We start from the raw sequence: 18,680 nt of genomic DNA on the forward strand, positions 1-18,680 counted from the left end.
GCGGTCTTTTCATAATGATCTGCGGGATTGAGCCAGCCATTACAACGACAACAGGCAAGGCCATCACACACAAACAGCTTTTACCCTTAAAAGCAGCTTTTTTATGCACACCATTAGATACAGCTAATTAAGTCGATGTTAAACACAATTAAGGTATTGATTTTAAATACATTTATTAAGTGTACAGCTTTTCCGGCTTTTTTCCCGGTGAACCCGGTCACTGTTAACGGCGGCCCATGGCTAATAAAAATCACATCACTACCCTCTGGTACGGCTTTTTGCCTCACAGTCAGCGTTTTACTGTTCAATTACGGGGAGCTGAATGGAAAAGTAAATAAAACCAACATAAACATCTGATTTTATTAGAAATAAAAATACGTACAGCTTTTTAAGCAATTTTCCCGCCGAACCCTGTCCTGGTATTGCAGGGTTCGGCACCTCACTGTTATGCGGTGGAGTAGACTTTCACGCCGTAGCCACCTTCGGGATCGGCGACAAAATCCACAAAATGCTCAATCGCCTCTAAGGCGTCTTCTTCGTGGTGCGTCACGTAAAGCAACTGGCTGATCTTCGCCGACGCAATACGATTCAAAGCCTGATACACCAGTTTGCGATTGAGATAATCCAGCCCCTGATACGGCTCGTCCAATATCAGCAAGGCCGGTTGTTTGATCAGAGCACGGCCAATCAGCAGCAATCTTTGCTGACCGTAATCCAGCTCCCGGAAACCGACTTTTTCAAACTCCGCCATTTCAAGCAGCCCCAGCCATTCACGGGCCAGCAGCACTTCGCGCTTGCTCGGCTGCTGATACAAGCCGATGGAGTCGTAAAACCCTGACAGCAGTACATCCAGCGCCGGGCAGCCGACGCGGTATTGCAGGTGCAAAGCCGAAGACACCACACCGATGTGTTTTTTCACGTCCCAGATAGTTTCGCCACTGCCGCGCTTCATGCCCAGCACGGTCACATCGTTGCTGTAGCACTGCGGATGATCGCCCAGCACCAGTCCCAGCAAAGTACTTTTCCCGCACCCGTTCGGGCCGCGGATCTGCCAGTGCTGGCCTTGCTCGATCTGCCAGTCCACACCAGAGAAAATCCTGGCCCCCACGTATTCCACTCTGACATCCCGCATTGAAACCAGAGGATTGGGGTAATCATGCGCCGTCTGATGGGCCTGTAACAGGGCCAGCATAGCGTCACTTTTTTGCCCGGACAAGGCTTTCATCTGCGCCATCACAGGGTGCGACAGCCAGGCGTCACGGCTGAGCACCTGCGACAGCTGCTTCTCGTCAAACAGCGCAACATGGCTGATAAAAGGCGGCAGTTCATCTTCCCGCGAAGTCACTATCAGTAGTTGCATCTGTTGCGACAGTTCATCGAGCAACTGTGACAACGCCTGGCGGTGCTGCACATCCAGGCCGGCATAGGGCTCATCTAAAATCAGCAGCGCTGGCTTGGTTGCCAGCGCGCGTGCCAGCATCACCCTGCGGGTCTCACCGGTAGAGAGCTGGCGAAATCCCCGCTGCCTGAGGTGGAGGAGATCTGTCTTTTCCAGCAGTGCCTCCAGCTCCGCTGGGTTGCACCCGGCTTCCAGCACCAGGGCTTCAACCGTGGTGCCGTAGTCAATGCTGTCGCTAAAATCGCTCTCGTCTTTGTCCAGTTCCAGATCGAGCAACCTTTGCTGTTCGTGCAATGAAATACAGGCAACCGGGTGCGGCAGATCCTGGATCTGGCCTTGGTCCGGCGTCAGTTCGCCACTGAAAATTCTGACCAGCAGTGAAGCGGCATGGCTGTGGGTGGAAAATATTCCCCAGTGCTGGCCCGGTTCAATGTGCCAGCTGTCGATATACAGCGATGCCGACTCGGTGTGGTGTTTTAAATCCTGAATATGCATATCAACTTTCCTTAGTCTCTCATCCCTCCATAGTGCATAACTTATTGTCTGATTTCTATCCGTTCCTGACTGTTAAGACAATAAAAAAGCCGACGTTTGCACGTCAGCCTGACATTCTCAAATGATGATTTTTCACACCAGGGCGGGACTTGGCGGGGACTCCACCATTGTTTTCAGGTTACTGAACAGCTCAAACAAGGTATTCACTTCCCCCACATGGGCCTGATCCGGACTCATCCCCAGCTGCAGCCTGACCACCCGGCTTTTGCCCTTGGTCAGATCCACCGGCACCAACTCACCGCGCGCCAGTTGCTCTTTAATGCTATGGACCGGCAGCCAGCCAAATCCCAGTCCCTGCCCGACCGACGCCATTGCAGCCGTCAGGCTGCTGACCGTCAGCCGCTGGTGGGATCCCAGCCAGCCGCTGTCCACGTTCTGATTACCCGAGTCACGGATCACCACCTGACGGTAACGTTTGAGCTCCGGCTGAAACACCTGAGTTTCAGCGGCCAGCGGAAAAGAAGGGGCGCAGACGCAAAGCAGTTCGATCTCGGCCAGGGGCTCCAGCACGGTTTCTTTGGGCAGACGGCCGGCAATCGCCAGCGACACGCTGCCCGACTCCATTAACTGCCCGGCACCGGATAAGGAGGTTTCAAAAACCCGTATCGACACCGTCGGATAGGCCTGATAAAAGCGTTCAAACACGCGCTGGATATAATCGAACGGCAGCAGGACATCGACAGCCACATTGATTTCTGTCATCAGCTGGCCCTGGTATTTCGAGGCCAGCGCTTCAATCTGGGTGGCATTGTTATGTAAGCTTTGTGCCCGCGGCAACAGACTGTGACCCAGATCCGTTAAGGTGGATTTTCTGCCTTCAACGATAAACAGTGAATGTCCCAGTAAGGACTCCATTTTCTTGATACTGTGACACACGGCGGACTGGCTTTTATTCAGTTTCTGAGCCGCTTTCATCGCGCTGCCCTGTTCGGCAATCGCAATAAAAGCCCGCCACATTTCTAAGGTTACGCGCGCTGACATGATTGATATCCCTCTAACCTACTCACTCTCAATATGTTTTTTTATTTGCTGAACGTTTGCTGACCATTGACTGAAAGCTAAGTTATAGTGCAACTTAATGATTATCAACACAATGAATAAAAATTAAACTGTGAACTCGATCTATGCAGTTACGGCAACGGCCGTCAGCCCGACATAGACAGAACCACATCATGGAAGGGAGAAAATATGACTATTGAGTATCAGCTTGACCAACGTGGCTGTGCCCACATCCAGCTTAGCCGCGAGCAGGTGCACAATGCGCTGAACGAACAAGTGATCGCCGGTCTGATCGCCCTGATCGACCGGGCCCATCAGGAACAGGCGAAAGCCATTTTATTATCCAGCCGGGGGAAGCATTTTTCAGCCGGTGCCGATCTCGCCTGGATGAAATCGATGGCCAATAACTCGCGGGAGGAAAACCTGGCAGACTCCGCACAGCTTGCAGCACTGATGAGCAAACTCAATACCGCTTCAATGCCGGTGATCACTGTGGTTCAGGGAGCAGCCTACGGCGGTGCACTGGGACTGATCGCCTGCAGCGACATTGTGATTGCAGCCCGTAATGCCGCTTTCTGCCTCAGCGAAGTAAAACTGGGCCTTATTCCGGCGGTGATCAGTCCCTATGTGATCAGGGCAATGGGGGAATCTCAGGCCCGGCGCTATTTTCTGACCGCCGAGGTGTTTAATGCTGAAGATGCTTTGCGTCTGGGCCTGATTCACCAAATCAGCGATGAACCGGGACAGGTGGCTGAGCAGATGCTGGAGCAGATCCTGATGAATTCGCCTCAGGCATTGATAGCGGCCAAACAGTTGATTTCAGATGTTTCCGGCCGTTCGATTGATGCAGAGCTGATTGCTGATACCGCACAGCGCATTGCCGATATTCGCGTTTCTGAGGAAGGACAGGAGGGGCTGGCCGCCTTTTTTGACAAGCGGCCGCCATCCTGGGTCAGCTAAGATTACTGGCTGAGTTTCTTGGCCAGCTTAGCCACATGCTGGCCTTGGAACTGGGCCATCGACAGTTCCTTAGACGAAGGCTGACGCGAACCGTCACCACCTGCGATACAGGCCGCACCCAGCGGAGAGCCGCCTTTGACTTCCGAGAGATCCGTCAGCTCAGAGGCCGTGTAAGGCAAACCCACCACTACCATGCCGTGGTGAAACAAAGTGGTATGGAATGACTGCAAAGTGGTTTCATTGCCGCCGCCGGTACCGGTTGAGGTAAACACGCTGCCGACTTTACCCACCAGTTTCTTCTCAAACCATAACCCACCGGTCTGGTCGAGGAAGTTACGCATCTGAGCCGCCATGTTACCGAAGCGGGTCGGCGTACCAAAGATAATGGCATCGTAATTGGCCAGCTCGCCAGGCGTGGCAATCGGCGCCTGCTGATCCAGCTGAATACCGGATTGCTTGGCAATCTCTTCCGGCACCAGTTCAGGGACGCGCTTAATATCAACCTGCACATCACTGACACTCTTGGCCCCTTCTGCCACTGCGTGCGCCATTGTTTCAACATGTCCATAGCTTGAATAATAAAGAACCAGTACTTTTGTCGTCATTGTGCTATCTCACTTAAATGTAATTAGAAATCTGTCATGTTTTCCGGTTATCCGGACTATATCTGGTGTTATTGCAAAAACAGCTGATCGATTTGTTCGTTGGTCAGGGTGTCAGTCACCACATGCTCGCCATTGATAATCAGGCTTGGAATACTGCGCAGGTTAAACTCTCTGGCACGATTGAGATCGGCTTCTACCGCCTGGCGAACTTCATCGCTGTCCAGCGCTTTGGCAAAAGCTGCCGTATCCAGACCAATATTGCCTGCGGCGGCGATGATGACGTCACGATCACCAATGTTATCGTTCACTTTCAGGTGCAGACGCTGGATTTCATCGAAGTAATCCCAGTGGGTGTCAGAATTGCCAAGTAACTCAGCCGCCTTGGCGCCCAGTGCCGCCAGATAACCGCTCGGGTAAGAAAATGGCTGAGCACGCATGCCTTCAATATTAAAGCGGGTCGGATCATCCGCTCTTTGCTGACAGGCGACCCAGTGATTGAGGATTTCAGATTTGGCCGCCGCCAGAGAGCCAAAACGCTGTACCATTTCCTCATCATTGCGTTGCAGGACAAAGCAGCGTTGTTTGACGTCGACATCGGCACGTTCAACCAGCTTGCGCAGCCGTGGACTCAGGACATAACACCAGCCGCAGACTGCATCGTGAAAAAATTCAATCGTTACTTTAGACATAGCTTTGTTTCCTTTGGGTTATTTTGCTAACTGTTCTCTAAAGCCTGGCCAGGCATTGCTTGCTGTTCGTTAAGCTCGAAACTGATATTAGGAGCCCCCGTCTGATAAAAAAATTGAAAAGAGTGGCGCATTGATATCGAATTAATTCAAATGATGAAATAAGTGATTGATTTTTAATTATTTAAAAGTCGATATTGGCAGTGTCGAGCGCGGAAAAAGAATGTAAAAAAAGCGCTAATCTTGCTTGCGGGCCGAAAAAGACAGTGCTCAGCAGCCCGGCCACTATGTCGGTTCCGCTCCGTTGCCTGCGCTTTCCCGGCAGACAGCGAAAGGGTACAGACAGCCACAGTGAATAAGCACACAAGTGAGAAGAGAGCCAAAGCGGATAAATGACCAGACGGACAAACGAACAGACGGGCAGCCGTTCAGAACGGAAAAGGGACGGCAGGATAGATCGGAGAAAACAAATTTTCGGGCTGGCGCTGCGACTGATTGCGGCCCAGCCCGGAGGGATAGTCAAAAACGGTACACCAGACAGGCCACCACAGCGGAACCCGCATCATGACTTGTCAATAAACTGCCAGCGGGCCAGTCGGGTGTCTTTGAGCTGACAGGACTGCAGCGACAGCGCCCGCCAGCGATGCAGCGGGGATGAGGTCTGATCGGATTGCTCCCCCACCGCAAGGCACAACTCAGAGCCTGTCAGCCGGACTTCCCCGTCGTCGCTCCACTGAAATTTCTGCAGCGGCTGCGCCTGTAAGAAATCGGAATGTTCGCCGCAATCTCGCGCCATCAGTGCAGCGCCCGGCAGGGCCTGAGTATGGGGCGCAATGGCGGTGAGGCACTTTTTATAGGCCGGCAGAAATATTTCCCCGCTTTTGAGCAGCGACATGGCCTGATCCCTGTACAAACCGTTTTTGCAGTTATGGGCGATCAAAGGCAGATCCAGCCGCTCATAAGGGCTGTAGCCAATCACATCCAGGCAAAAGCCGTCTTTCGGCCTGTCCAGCGGATCGATCAGCTGAATCACGCCAATGGAGGGCGATGTCAGCGGCGTGGCCTGAGCTGTGGCGATATCTGCGCTGAGAGCAGCCGCCAGTGCGCCGGCCATGACGCCGAGAGAAAGCATCCTTTGTGTCATGCTGCCACCTCAGCTGTTGCGGTCAGTGCCTGACGACGCTTGAACTTGCTGAGCTGAGCCGTGGCTATCAGGCTGCGCGCGCCGGATGCGTTAATTTTGTAAGCCTCACAGTGGCTGAACAGCAGGTTGCGGCCATTGCGGGTAATGCGGGCTTCAAATTCTACCGTCTCGCCGCGCTTGGTCGCTGACATGATATTGGCAGAAAAGTTGTTGGTGATGGCGTACTCCCCGTCCTCCAGGGTAGCGATGGTCGCCAGCATGCTGGTGACATCCATCATGGAGTAGATCACCCCGCCGTGCAGGGTCTGGCTCAGGTTATCTATCTGTTCCGTCACCGTCAGCCGCGTTTTGCAGTACTCAGGGGTCTGCTTGACCACCTCAATGCCGCAGAACTGCTGGTAGTTGTGATTGATTAATGCCTCAGACAACAGCTGAGAATAGGCACTTAATGGCGCCGATTGTGCAGAATAAGTCATGGTTCTTCCTATTTGGTCAGAGAGTGGATCAATGATTTACCTATGATGTTCAGTAGCACTTCCGTGGTACCGCCGCCTAACGAGAGGATTTTGGCGTCGCGAAAGACCCGTTCCGGCAAGTACCCTCTTTCACAGCCCCGGGCGCCGAAGATCTGCACTGCCAGGCTGGACACCAGATCCAGAGCGCGGGTAGCGTTGACCTTAGTGACACAGGCGGCCTCATCCGTCAGGTGCCCTGCTCTCAGTGCGGCCACACTTTGTGCCACCAGGGCGCTGGTGGCTGAAATCTGCAGTTGCATCTCAGCCAGATGGTGCAATATGGCCTGTTTGTTGTGCAGCGGCGCACCGTGCACCTGGCGTTTGTGGGCAAAAATCAGGCTGTCGTCCAGCAGGCTTCTGGCATCGCTGTTGGCCATCACGGCCAGATTGACCCGCTCCCTTTTCAGCATCATCTTCAGCGTACCAAAGCAAGCCTGACTGTCGGCGATCAGACGGCCTCTGGCCATCTCCAGCCTGACGCCCGACACGTCCAGACATTGCCAGCCCAGAGTGGGAATCCGCTCGCCGGACATAGTGCCGGGCTCCCGCTCGACCAGAAACAGCCCCATCTCCTGCTGGCCTGTTTCACGATCGCCGTACTTCGCCAGCACCACAAAATAGCTCGCACGCAGGCCGCCGCAGATATAGCTTTTCTCCCCCGTGATCAGGTACTCATCCTGTTGCGCCGACGGCAGCGCCTGGGTGGTGATCGCGGCGATATCCGACCCGGCCTGCGGCTCTGTGATTGCCAGTGAAATGGTGGCCTCGCCGTCAAGCACCTGTTCAATCACGGCATCAAACCGGCCATCGTTATGCTGGTGCAGCGCACTTAAGCTCACCAGGTAAGACGCCAGCCCCATAGTCAGACCCTGGCTGCCGCCGGCGGTCAGGATCTCCACCAGCGCCACGGCACTGTCGGTATCGCGAAAGAGTCTGTCTCTGTCGCTGTGGCCTAACCGCAATATCCCTTCGCTACCGGCCATGCTGTGCAGCTCCTGCGGGTACTCGCCCGCCGCTTCCCATTGCACGATATACGGCTTGATGTAATGGTCCGCAAAGCGGTTGAGTTCGGTTACAAAAGATTGCTTTATCATCATGTTAAAACGCCGTTGTTCGGGCCAGTTCATGGAAGCGCCCCATTACCTCGCCGAGACGCTGCTGTTTTTGTACGGTTTCTTTCTGGAAATAAAACAAATCTGTCAGTTGCTCCATCACCTCGATTAACTGGCAGGAGCGCTGTGCCACCCGGGTCTGGTAGCGCTTGAGTGCCGGCTGGATATCATCAAAACAGCTGCCGTTCAGCGCCTGAGCCAGCATGAAGCAGTTTTCCAGCCCCAGGGTCAGCCCGTAGCCCAGCGTCGGTAACATGCCGTGAATACTGTCGCCCAGCAGCACACAGCGGCCGTTGTACCATTGGTGGCCCGGGGTGATGGCGTTGAGCGGCAGGGTCAGGATATTGTCTTCCCGCGTATTTTCGATCATCTCCAGCAGCGGTGCCGGCAGCCCTTCCAGACGCTGCGCCATCTCGTTTCTGTCCAGAGTGGGCTGATCCAGATCATGCTGGTACGCCACGAACCAGTAACGGAAACGGGTGCTGTTATCGAGCGGGTAAGTCACCAGCCGGGCCTGATCATGGGCAAAAATCTGGCACGCATTCTCTTCCAGAATGTCACAGTCAAAGCAGGTCACGCCCCGGGAGGCGATCACCCCGGTGTAGTGCGGCTGACTGTCGCAGACATATTCCCTGACCTTGGATGAGATGCCGTCGGTGCCGACAACCAGATCAAAAGAGGCATACTCACTGTGGTTGATTTCAATTTTTGCCTCTTCGCGGGTGTTGATCACCTTGGTACAGGCTGCCCCGTAACGGATAACATCCGGACCCAGCGCCTGTTTCAGCAGATTGAACAAACGCTGGCGCTCAAACATCACAGCCGGTGCCGGAAAATCATGCCCCGGCATTTGAACCAGCTGGCGGTGCACTTCTTTACCGTGGCGATCCAGGGTCACCAGTGAATCTATCGGCTGTCCTTCGTTAAGGAAGCTGTTGTCATTGAGAATGAAGCGCAGGATCTGTACTCCTTGCGGCCAGACGTAGATCCCTGTACCTGAATCCCGCGGTTGCTCGCTGCGCTCAAACACAGTGACCTCATGACCGAACTTTTTCAGCAGCAGTGCGCAGGCCAGTCCGTTTAATCCCGCGCCGACAATACCGATTTTCATTATGCCGCTTCCTTATACACAGACGGTGTCGATGCCAGGTTGAACTTACGCTGCAAGATGCACAGGCTGGTCAGCTCCATCAGCATAGGGTCGAGCAGTGCCAGGCGCTGTGCTGACATTTTCGGCATCTCTGCCAGCAGGCGCCGTACTTTCTTGCTGTCGAAGAAAGGCAGTGCATCCAAGCTGGACGAGTTCAGGGTGTCGTTCACCAGTTCAAACAGCGGCCCCTGCTGCATCAGTGTGGAAGGCGGAGCACGGAAATAATGTTTTTTACGCTTATACAGCTCTTCAGGCAGGTAAGGCTTCATGGCTTCACGGAACACAAACTTTTCGGTATTACCGCGCACTTTCAGATGCACAGGCAAGGTCGCCGCCAGCTCCATCACCCGGTGGTCCAGCAAAGGCACGCGGCCTTCTACGCTGTGGGCCATTTCCATGCGATCACCTAAGGTGGTCAGCACAAAGTTCGGCAGGAAAGACTTGGCCCACAGATACATAGAGCGGTGCACCGGGTCGATCCCTGCCAGCTTGCGGTGATCGAGCTGATTGAAGAAGATACGGTAGGGTTCGACATCACCAAATCGCTCGATCTGGCTGTCGGCATAGACGTTCTGCAGCTCTTTGAACCAGCCCGCCTGATTATCGAGCCAGGATACCCCGTGCCCCAGCTGCTGCGTCAGCCACTCAACGTCTGCCGGCATCCCTTGCTGGGTATAACCCGCCTGATTAGCCTTCATTTTCTGTAAGATGGCCTGAACATCGTCCGGGTTCTGGCCCTGGCTGTTAAACAGCGCCATGTCGCGCTTGAAATGCGGGTAGCCGCCAAAGACTTCGTCCGCCCCTTCCCCGGTCAGCACCACTTTGTTACCGGCATCCTGCACTATGCCGCTGAGGATATATTTCGCCACGCCGTGGGCGTTAAAAAACGGAGTCTCGTTATGCCAGACGGCTTTTTCAAAATTATCGGCCAGATCTTTTTGCGTCACAGGCACAGTATGGAAACGGGCACCGTTCTTCTCCGCCGCCAGACGGGCAAACCGGTTTTCGTCGTAATCTTCCATTTCACCAAACGACAGGTTATAGGCATCAAACGGCTTGCCCGCCAGCTGAGTGGCCATCCCCAGAATCGCCGAGGAATCCACGCCGCCGCTCAGGTATACCCCAATCGGCACGTCCGCTCTCAGGCGCAATTTCACCGACTCTTCAATCGCATCGTGCACCTGCTGAATGGCATCCGCATCAGACAGGGTACTGGCATTGAGCATGTCCGCATCCGGGTAGTCGATATCCCAGTAGCACTGCTGAGTCATGCCGGAAGGTGTCAGGGTCATCATGTGCCCGGCCGGTACCGACTGCACATTTTGGAACAGGGTATTATTCTTGAGGTAAAACGCGCGGGTGTTGTAGGACGCCTCATCCCAGACAGCACGGACACCGGAATCAATAATGGCTTTGATTTCAGAAGCAAAGTAATAGCGGCCCTGATCCTCGGCCACAAACAAAGGTTTCACCCCGGCCCTGTCACGCATCGCAATCACCAGGTTCTGGCGCTGGTCAAACAGCACCAGAGCGAATTCACCCCGCAGTTTTTCCAGCCCTTTGGTGCCGTACAGCTGATACAGGTGCAGCGCGATCTCGCTGTCCGACTGGGTCACGAACTTGCAGCCCTGGCGGGTCAGCTCATAGCGGATTTTCTCAAAGTCATAAAATTCGCCATTCACCACAATGTGCAGGGCACCATCCGTGCTGTGGATCGGCTGAATGCCGTTATCCAGGCCGATAATGCTCAGCCGGGTATGGCCCATAATCATGCGCTGATCATTGGACTGCCAGACCCGTCCTTCATCGGGGCCGCGGTGAATGATGGATTTAAGACCCTGCTCAATCTGAGCAGGTTTGATCTGATTAAGAGGATTCGCACTATAAACCGTTACAAAGCCGCACATGTTACTCTTCCTTATTAAACAAATAGTGGTATTGATTGGATGTTAAAAGTGGCGATGTCTGGCATTAAGCCGCCTGGCTCATTGGCTCGAGCACACGTTCATAGACACGCTTGTTGTCGTGAATCGCGGCCAGCCTGAAATTCGAGCCGGAGGTCGGGTTATAGCGAATGTTGGCCTGATCGTAGTCGCGCAGCTGGTACATATACTGGCAATAAGTGTCGTAGCTGAGCGCGGTGCGCGCAGCCAGCTTTTGCTGATTCGCCAGGGTATTGATGGCATTGCGGTAATTCTTATTCACCGTGCCCGAAAAGAATTCACCCACCGCACCGGAGCCGTAGCTGAAGAAGCCGATTGTCTGTCCCGTCAGATCCTGCTCAGCGTTATCAAGCAGAGACAGCAGGCCAATGTAGAGACTGGCGGTATAGGTATTACCAATTTCACGTCCGTATTGCTGGCTGATGCGGTAAGCGGCATCGGTTTTTTCCGCCATCTGTTCCGGGTACTGAACACTGAGGTGTTCAAACGCTTTTTTCGCCATCTTGGTGAATGGCTGGTGGAAACAGAGCCATTCGAGCTGATCCAGTGGCTTACCGCCGTTGGCCAGGTAGCCCTGGTAGCTGCTTGCCATCACATTGAGGTACGCATCTTTCGACAACTCGCCGTCGACCAGGGCATGTTTAAACTGGTTCGGACGCCAGAAATCCATGATGTCGGCACTGTAGCAGCCACGTTCAGCATCAATCTCAATGATGTCCGGGTCAGCCGTAATCAGCATAGCCACCGCACCGGCACCTTGTGTGCACTCGCCAGGGGTGTTTTGCTGGTAGCGGGCAATGTCGCAGGCCACAACCAGCACTGACTCATCCGGACGGGCACGCACCATGTCGCAAGCCATTTGCAATCCGGCCGTACCGCCGTAACAGGCCTGCTTGACTTCAAAAGCCCGGCAGTTGGGATGAATATCAATCAATCCCATCAGATAAGCCGCACCCGACTTGGATTGGTCCACCCCCGTTTCAGTGGCAAAAATGAGCGTCGAGATGGTTTTCACTTCTTCCGGTGTCATAGTGTTCAGCACATCCTGCGCGGCATTGGCCGCAATCGAGATGGTGTCTTCATCCGGCGCCGGTACAGCCATTTTTGACTGACCTATGCCATGAAGGTATTTAGCAGGATCGATCTGATGGGCTTCGGCCAGCTTTTCCAGCGCAAGATAATTCTCTGTAGTGCTGAATTCGATGCGATTAATACCGACTTTGATTGCCTTGTTCATTTTCACATTCCTTAATTTAAGTAAATAAAGTGATTAATAAATGTCTCATTGCTTGTTGGAATTCATAATAGACAAGGCAGTTAAAAATAAAATTGAAAAAAATATAAAGCTATTAACCAAAAAATTAAAAGATAAACAAATCAAGAGTTAAATATGATTAAAATCAACAATATATATAACAACTCATTGCACAAAAAAATCAAACCCACAATGAAAACACTCAGAAAAAAGATTAAAAAAACCAATAAACACTCTATTTAAAGAGAGAGAAAATGACGGAAAATTAAATTAACCAACCACTCATCAAAAATGTACTAACAATAAACTAAAAAATAAAATCATTAACAATTAAGACAGGTTTTGTTTATTGATAAACCGCATTAAAACTATACCCCACAGAGATAGAGCAGGTTCATTGCAATGTACCGTGCAGCAAACTGCAAGCGGTGACGTGCGGCTAAAAAGCAAACAAGAGATGAACGAGATAAGAGAGATACGAAAAAGCAGAGCAGAAACCAGGCTCGGGGTGTACTCATAACAAGGCAGCGCCCTGACACCGCATCAAAAAAAGCCCGAGCCAGATGGCCGGGCCTGAAAAACCGAATGAGCCGCAGCGGTTACTGGCGGGTGATCACATAGGCATTATTCGCCATACCAATACCAACCCGGCAACTGGAAGAGAAATGGTGTCTGCTGCGGGTGTAGTTGGCGGGGATCGGTGAATTGGCGCACACAGTGAAACTGGGCCTGTACTTATCGGCATACACCTGCGTACTGCCGTTGACTGAGTTGCCTGAGCCAAAATTACAGGCTGGATTGTAGATGTTGGCAATAATCACAAAACCGTCGTACACCCGACTGTGATGTCCGGCGCAGGTGTTGAATAATGCACCGCTCTTCGGAGCTACGGTCAGAATGTAGGCATTGTCGCTGTGCTGCCAGCTGCCACAATCGAAATTAACTGTGGTGCCGGTGATGACATAACCGTCAGGAATGAAATCGCCCCGGCAGATGGTCATTCTTCTCGACTGCGCCCGGAACATATCACTGAGACGCTGATCAGACAGCATCTGATCGCCCGGGATCTGATGGATCTGAGCGTCCATATGATATTGGTCAATAAAACTTTGCTCAGCAGTACCGGCATGACTGCCTGTGCTGCCAAACACGCAGCCAGCGATCAATAAAGCCAGGGTTGATTTCAACATAGCGATTCCTCTGTAAAGACAGTTGAAAACACTGAGTCTTAATCAACCCCTGAGGGCAAAGATACAATTGAATATCAAATATGCAACATGGATGATAATAAACATGTGCTGATAGTCAGCATGGTTACAGACCGGCGTATTAAATGTCACTGATGGCATATCAACACTTGCCCGCCCCCAGCACAGGCAGCGAAAGCTCGCCTTGTTGGCAAGATAGCTGCTGACAAAAACAAAGAACCCGCCATACGGCGGGTTCTTTTATCTGTCAACAGGTGACGGGGCTGATGTCGGGTAGCAGCGACGCATTACTGCGCCACCGCCCCCTAAGAACCGTACGTGCGAGTTTCCCCGCATACGGCTCAAGCCTTTAGAAGTCCATATTGCATATGAACCGACAACTTATAATTCAGTCAGGATCTTTGCAGCGTTCACAACAGTCGCCAGCATGCTCTTTAGCTTTAAAAATCAGCTCGGTCATCTCTTCTGGAGAATCAAAAACCCCATTCAATTGACCTTTGGCAAACATTAAGTCACCTAGTGTATAGGCTTCCTCTATGTCAGAACTACCATCTAATAGAATATCTTCATGTACTTCACAATACATCAAAGCACCTGATTTTATTGCTATTTGAATAGCTGCTCGTTGCTTTTCTTCCTGACTATCCATGAAGCGTTTTGTTCCACTCATCGCAGCACTCCATATGAACAATTGGTCATATAAGGTTAGTCCACTGATGGTAGTTATCAAGCTCCTTGGTTATGTAATTGCCTGTGACAGTTAACATGCAACATCATCAAATTCGAGCTCATGTCCGTGCCGCCATCCACTCTTCTGACAATATGGTGAATATCCCATTCATCTTCTGAGTTGAACTGCTGATGGCACACCGCACATTTGTAGTCTTGTCTCTCGACAATCTTCCATAGCTTCCAGTTACCCGACAAAGATTTCTTCAATCTTTGCATCTTCAGACGCTCAAAGTATTGTTCGTCCTCCGTTAGGTAACAGTTAGCTATTGCCCGAATTTTCACATGTTTATCGACTTTCACTCTCGCTGCACTCAGCAAGCGGTAGTGGCCATCTTCCCCTTTCGGTTTTGTTGCGCTGAATACCCAGTTTCTATCGCCCACTGATTTGAAGTATTTCTCTTTAATCCAGCGCTTACGGCGATTCAAATGAATTCGGCGGCACCACTGCCACAACATTTTCCAGATCCGGTAATCGATATACTTGAATGTCTCACTGGCACATACCCAGCGGTGGTAGTTACACCATCCTCTGATCATCGGATTCAACTTCGCTATCACCGCTGAAGCTGGCACCGTTTTATGGCTGTTGAGATAATCTCGTATACCGCGCAGAAAATTCTTCACGTTTTTCTTTGACGGCTTGATCAACATCTTGCCATCGTATTTACGCACATTCTGCCCGAGGAAATCGAACCCGTCGTCTATGTGTGTAATCAGCGTTTTTTCTGCTGACAGTTGCAGCCCACGTTCTGCCATAAAGGCTTCAACGATTGGTAAAACCTCATCTTCCAGTAGCTCTTTCGAGATTCCAGTGATGATGAAGTCATCTGCATAACGCACATAATTGACCTTAGTTTTGTAACTGACTTTTGTGTTCTTCTTCCCGAAGTGGGATTCGAGCACCGTTTCCAGTCCATCCAAGGCCATATTGGCGAGTACGGGTGAAATAATTCCACCTTGTGGTGTACCCGCCTCCGTCGAGTTAAATTTCCCAGATTCCATGAATCCGGCTTTCAGCCATTTTTTGAGTATCGCCTTATCCATAGGGATATTGCCGATAAGCCAGTCATGGCTGATAAAGTCAAAACACCCTTTGATGTCACCCTCCAGCACCCAACGAGCACTAGCCTTGCGACTGAGATTCACGAAGCATTGTTCGATAGCATCAGCACAGGAGCGATTCGGGCGAAAGCCATAGCTGTTTCGATCCGCCGTGGTTTCCGATATGGGTTCAAGAGCTGACAGGTATAGTGCCTGCATTGCTCTATCACGCATGGTTGGTATTCCCAGCGGCCTGCGTTTGCCATAGGCTTTAGGGATATAGACTCGCCTCAGCGGCATTGGCTTGTAGCCTTTACGCGTCAGCTGATCTATGGCTCCCCATTTCAAAGCAGGAGTGTTCCAGATTTCTCCATCAACACCCGGTGTGTTTTTCCCTCTGTTTTCAGTGACGCGCCGAATGGCTATCACCTTGGCAGCAAACGAACGAGTTAACATGCGTTGCAGTCTTTTGACCTGTCGCCAGTCAGACTTTTTCGTTGCCTTTGCGATCCGTACCTGTAGCCCTCTCACCGTACGATACATTAGTGACCAGTCGATGCTGTGCCACTGCTGTGTCTGGTGGGAGGATGCAGATACGCCAATTTGCATTGAAGTATGCACCTTGCTTTCCTCCATTAACGATAAGTTAATCAAGCAACACAAGGTGCATCTGTGCCCCATAGGGCAGAGATTTACCCTATGAGGCTTGTACTTGTTGCTGACAGTACCCGAAAGCCCACAATTGGGCTCTGACAGTTTCAATTACCGTAAAACTTAACGGCTTTACTGATTTTCACGCAATTAAAGACCAAGCAGACGTGGGCCCCGTTTCCGGTGAAAGCACGTTGGCTTTCTATCCAGCTCATTACAAACTGACTTTCGCTTCTTCTGCTCTCCTGTGCCCGCACCCTCAACAGCTTCTCTTGCGAGTTGCCTGCCAGTTGATAGGCAAGGATACGGGGTTTCCGAGTTCCGTTTTCATTACACGAGTTACTTAGGTTCTACCTATCCACCGATGGCGCATGAGTCAGCGTATCCCTAGATGTAAAAGAGATAACCGGCCATATACCTTTTGGTCAGAGCGTTAGTGACGACTAATCCTCTCAAGGGGACAATTAATCGACACGACAATAGCCTTACGCTCGTCGCGGCTGACGGTGTTTATCAGTAGTTCACTTACGTTAACCATATAACCCAGCCTAGCCCCTCAACCACCTGCTATTGGCGATCGTCTTAACCTTCACTTCGCAGCAAAAGTTAACCACTTACGTGGGGGTACATTGTCAGGAAGCTCCGCACACCGCGTTACCGCAGATGCACTATCCCTAGGCTACTATTGGCTGAACAATAGGTCTTACTATCCAATAACCTACCCGTCCGAGTAAGAAATTGACTAAGACAATAATGAAAACAGCTTCGCACCGTGCAGGTGGCTTAAGCTTAAAATAAGACACGAATATTCCCGTTACTTCACAGACACTAATAGCGCTGCTTCAACGTATATCATTCGCTTAGAGCGAGGGACACAGACTTTCGCCCATGCCTAAAGTCGGACCTCTTACGAGGACCGATATTCGGGCTTGGGTTAAGCCCGAATATCGGGTTTTATTTATTTGCTATTTCGGCGGGTGGGATAGTAACCACAACTTCAAAGTTAGTGGTCACTATGGACGTAGCCCGCTCGGCTAGCTACCTACGCGACTCTCGTCGCACTACATCATGCCGCCCATACCACCCATGCCGCCCATGGCCGCGCTCATGTCCGGCGCGTCAGACTTAGGCAGCTCAGTGACCATGGCTTCGGTGGTGATCATCAGACCTGCAACAGAAGCGGCGAACTGCAGCGCAGAACGGGTCACTTTGGTTGGATCCAGGATACCCATTTCCAGCATGTCGCCGTACTCGCCAGTGGCCGCGTTGTAACCGTAGTTACCTTCGCCATTCTTCACTTCGTTCGCCACAACAGACTCTTCATCGCCGGCGTTACGCACAATCTGGCGCAGTGGTGCTTCCATGGCGCGCAGCGCGACACGGATACCGACATTCTGCTCTTCGTTGTCGCCAGTCAGACCAGCCACTTTAGAGGCCGCACGAACCAGGGCAACACCACCACCGGCAACCACGCCTTCTTCAACCGCAGCACGGGTTGCGTGCAGGGCGTCTTCAACGCGGTCTTTTTTCTCTTTCATTTCAACTTCAGTCGCCGCACCGACTTTGATCACAGCAACACCGCCAGCCAGTTTGGCTACGCGCTCTTGCAGTTTCTCTTTGTCGTAGTCAGAGGTGGCGTCTTCGATTTGCTGGCGGATCTGAGTCACACGACCCTGAATCGCCACTTCTTCACCGTGACCATCAATGATGGTGGTATTTTCTTTAGTGATAGAGACACGCTTGGCCTGACCCAGATCTTCCAGCGTCACTTTATCCAGTTCCATGCCGATTTCTTCAGAAATCACAGTACCGGCAGTCAGTACCGCGATGTCCTGCAGCATAGCTTTACGACGATCGCCAAAGCCAGGGGCTTTCACCGCTGCGACTTTCACGATGCCACGCATGTTGTTCACCACCAGCGTCGCCAGTGCTTCACCTTCAACATCTTCTGCGATGATCAGCAGAGGACGAGAGGCTTTCGCGACCGCTTCCAGTGTTGGCAGCAGTTCACGGATGTTAGAGATTTTCTTGTCTACCAGCAGGATGAACGGGCTTTCCAGCTCGACACTGCCTGCTTCCTGGTTGTTGATGAAGTAAGGAGACAGGTAGCCACGGTCGAACTGCATACCTTCAACCACGTCCAGCTCGTCATGCAGAGCCTGACCTTCTTCAACAGTGATAACACCGTCGCGGCCGACTTTTTCCATCGCTTCGGCGATGATGTTACCTACGGTAGAATCGGAGTTGGCAGAGATAGTACCTACCTGCGCGATCGCTTTGCTGTCGGCACAAGGAGAAGACAGCGCTTTGAGTTCTTCTACCGCCGCAATCACGGCTTTATCGATACCGCGCTTCAGATCCATCGGGTTCATGCCCGCTGCGACCGCTTTCAAACCTTCGGTGATGATCGCCTGAGCCAGTACAGTGGCTGTGGTGGTACCGTCACCCGCCGCGTCATTGGCCTGAGACGCCACTTCTTTCACCATTTGTGCGCCCATGTTCTGGAATTTGTCTTCCAGTTCAATTTCACGCGCAACAGAAACGCCATCTTTAGTGATAACCGGCGCACCGAATGATTTATCCAGTACGACGTTACGGCCTTTAGGACCCAGGGTGACTTTTACGGCATCGGCCAGAACGTTGACACCTTCCAGCATTTTTACGCGAGCATCGTTACCGAATTTTACGTCTTTAGCAGCCATGTTTATCTTCCTTTCTTAATTCT

15 protein-coding genes are annotated in these 18,680 nt (G+C 52.0%); 1 reads left to right on the forward strand and 14 read right to left on the reverse strand.

Annotation, left to right across the window (positions count from 1 at the left end; all coding sequences use genetic code 11):
- Positions 1-445: 445 nt before the first annotated feature.
- Both H511_RS0120810 and H511_RS0120815 read right to left on the reverse strand, forming a co-directional pair.
- Positions 446-1,894, reverse strand: coding sequence for an ATP-binding cassette domain-containing protein (locus tag H511_RS0120810; RefSeq protein ID WP_027254076.1), 1,449 nt, complete (start codon positions 1,892-1,894; stop codon positions 446-448).
- Between the two features lie 132 nt (positions 1,895-2,026).
- Positions 2,027-2,935 carry a LysR family transcriptional regulator gene (locus H511_RS0120815; protein ID WP_237582747.1) on the reverse strand — a complete coding sequence of 303 codons (909 nt, stop codon included), beginning with the start codon at positions 2,933-2,935 and terminating at the stop codon, positions 2,027-2,029.
- A gap of 207 nt (positions 2,936-3,142) precedes the next feature.
- Between H511_RS0120815 and H511_RS0120820 the strand changes: the two genes are divergently transcribed.
- Positions 3,143-3,913, forward strand: a complete 771-nt coding sequence (locus H511_RS0120820) for an enoyl-CoA hydratase-related protein (protein WP_027254078.1) — start codon at positions 3,143-3,145, stop codon at positions 3,911-3,913.
- Positions 3,914-3,915: 2 nt separating this feature from the next.
- On the opposite strand, the gene wrbA is transcribed toward H511_RS0120820, so the two are convergent.
- The 12 genes from wrbA to groL form a co-directional block, all read right to left on the reverse strand.
- Entirely contained in the window at positions 3,916-4,518 is a 603-nt protein-coding gene (wrbA, locus tag H511_RS0120825; RefSeq protein ID WP_027254079.1) for an NAD(P)H:quinone oxidoreductase, read from the reverse strand.
- Between the two features lie 68 nt (positions 4,519-4,586).
- On the reverse strand, positions 4,587-5,207 hold the full coding sequence (locus H511_RS0120830; RefSeq protein WP_027254080.1) for a DsbA family oxidoreductase: 621 nt from the start codon (positions 5,205-5,207) through the stop codon (positions 4,587-4,589).
- Between the two features lie 559 nt (positions 5,208-5,766).
- Entirely contained in the window at positions 5,767-6,348 is a 582-nt protein-coding gene (locus H511_RS0120840; protein WP_027254081.1) for an RICIN domain-containing protein, read from the reverse strand.
- A complete protein-coding gene (locus H511_RS0120845) occupies positions 6,345-6,824 on the reverse strand; it encodes a PaaI family thioesterase (protein ID WP_051288342.1) in 480 nt (159 codons plus the stop codon). Before H511_RS0120845 ends, H511_RS0120840 begins: the two co-directional genes overlap by 4 nt.
- A gap of 8 nt (positions 6,825-6,832) precedes the next feature.
- Positions 6,833-7,960, reverse strand: coding sequence for an acyl-CoA dehydrogenase family protein (locus H511_RS0120850; protein WP_162144628.1), 1,128 nt, complete (start codon positions 7,958-7,960; stop codon positions 6,833-6,835).
- A 1-nt stretch (position 7,961) separates the two neighbouring features.
- Positions 7,962-9,086: an FAD-dependent oxidoreductase gene (locus H511_RS0120855; RefSeq protein ID WP_027254084.1), complete on the reverse strand. Its 1,125-nt coding sequence runs from the start codon at positions 9,084-9,086 to the stop codon at positions 7,962-7,964.
- Positions 9,086-11,032 carry an asparagine synthase (glutamine-hydrolyzing) gene (gene asnB / locus H511_RS0120860; protein WP_027254085.1) on the reverse strand — a complete coding sequence of 649 codons (1,947 nt, stop codon included), beginning with the start codon at positions 11,030-11,032 and terminating at the stop codon, positions 9,086-9,088. The genes H511_RS0120855 and asnB overlap by 1 nt, the downstream gene beginning before the upstream one ends.
- A 64-nt stretch (positions 11,033-11,096) precedes the next feature.
- Complete coding sequence (locus H511_RS0120865) at positions 11,097-12,305, reverse strand: hydroxymethylglutaryl-CoA synthase (RefSeq protein WP_051288344.1); 1,209 nt, start codon at positions 12,303-12,305, stop codon at positions 11,097-11,099.
- Positions 12,306-12,922: 617 nt separating this feature from the next.
- Positions 12,923-13,513 (reverse strand): hypothetical protein, encoded by a 591-nt coding sequence (locus H511_RS0120875; RefSeq protein ID WP_027254087.1) that lies wholly within the window; start codon positions 13,511-13,513, stop codon positions 12,923-12,925.
- 406 nt (positions 13,514-13,919) lie between these two features.
- Complete coding sequence (locus H511_RS0120880) at positions 13,920-14,201, reverse strand: hypothetical protein (RefSeq protein WP_027254088.1); 282 nt, start codon at positions 14,199-14,201, stop codon at positions 13,920-13,922.
- Between the two features lie 56 nt (positions 14,202-14,257).
- Complete coding sequence (gene ltrA / locus H511_RS0120885; RefSeq protein WP_027254089.1) at positions 14,258-15,913, reverse strand: group II intron reverse transcriptase/maturase; 1,656 nt, start codon at positions 15,911-15,913, stop codon at positions 14,258-14,260.
- A 1,103-nt stretch (positions 15,914-17,016) separates the two neighbouring features.
- Positions 17,017-18,657 carry a chaperonin GroEL gene (groL, locus tag H511_RS0120890; protein WP_027254090.1) on the reverse strand — a complete coding sequence of 547 codons (1,641 nt, stop codon included), beginning with the start codon at positions 18,655-18,657 and terminating at the stop codon, positions 17,017-17,019.
- Between the last annotated feature and the right edge of the window lie 23 nt (positions 18,658-18,680).

The organism is Photobacterium halotolerans DSM 18316, from assembly GCF_000425165.1.
Taxonomy (GTDB): Bacteria; Pseudomonadota; Gammaproteobacteria; order Enterobacterales; family Vibrionaceae; genus Photobacterium; species Photobacterium halotolerans.